1 protein-coding gene is annotated in these 732 nt (G+C 50.4%); it reads right to left on the bottom strand.

The genetic code is table 11. From position 1 onward, the window contains the following. Positions 1 to 721 (bottom strand): hypothetical protein (locus tag LKK83_RS05015; protein WP_324629818.1); only part of this gene is annotated, 721 nt, incomplete at its 3' end. Positions 722 to 732 lie beyond the last annotated feature (11 nt).

The raw sequence follows: 732 nt of genomic DNA, 5'->3' as shown, positions 1-732 counted from the left end.
GGCGTCCTTCTTGTACGGCTTCTTCTCGCCAACGCAAATAAGCAGGTGATAAGTTCATAATTAACTCCCGATCGTCTTCATCTATATTTTGCCTGACTTCTACATTAATTCGCCAGTTGGCCAGAACTTCCAACAGGTTGCGCCGGAATGGATTTCCTGGGGGAAGTTCGAGCAATTCATTCACGGCTTGTTCTTGGGTGGCACCCCGTCCCAAAACTCGCAACCACAGGGTGTTTGGGTTGACGGGTAGTTGGTCGATGGCCACCAGTGCCGTTCTTTCAAATTCTGGCATAAAATAAAAGCCTTCGGTCCAGTTTCCCTCCGGGGACGGCTTGGCCCCAAATCCGGTTAACACTCTGGCGGAACAAGAGGGGGACAAAATCCACAAACTCGGTAACTCGGACTCGGATAAAGCGCTTTTTTCCCGGCGCGCTTGGCGGAATCGTTCGCCTTTTACGGAGTACAGTTTTAGCTTGCAGTTTCGTACCTCGAAGGGGGTGGGTGGATTGCGAAATACCTCGAACAAACAAGGTTGTCTTGCCATTTGTCCGAGGGTGCCTAAATTTTCCGGTTCGGTGGCGGGGGTGGCAAAAGGGACAAAATAAACGTCCACTTGTCGCACTTCGCTAACTACGTCCCGACTGGTTTCTACTTGTCCTAGGGGCGAAAGCAATTCCTCTAAATACTGCTTGGCAAATTGGTCGTGGGCGGTTCTAGTCATTTTATGAATCC

The organism is Phormidium sp. CCY1219, from assembly GCF_035615515.1.
In the GTDB taxonomy this organism is placed as follows: Bacteria; Cyanobacteriota; Cyanobacteriia; order Cyanobacteriales; family Laspinemataceae; genus CCY1219.
Note: the sequence above shows the minus strand (reverse complement) of the source record. Positions and strands in the feature narration are given on the sequence as shown.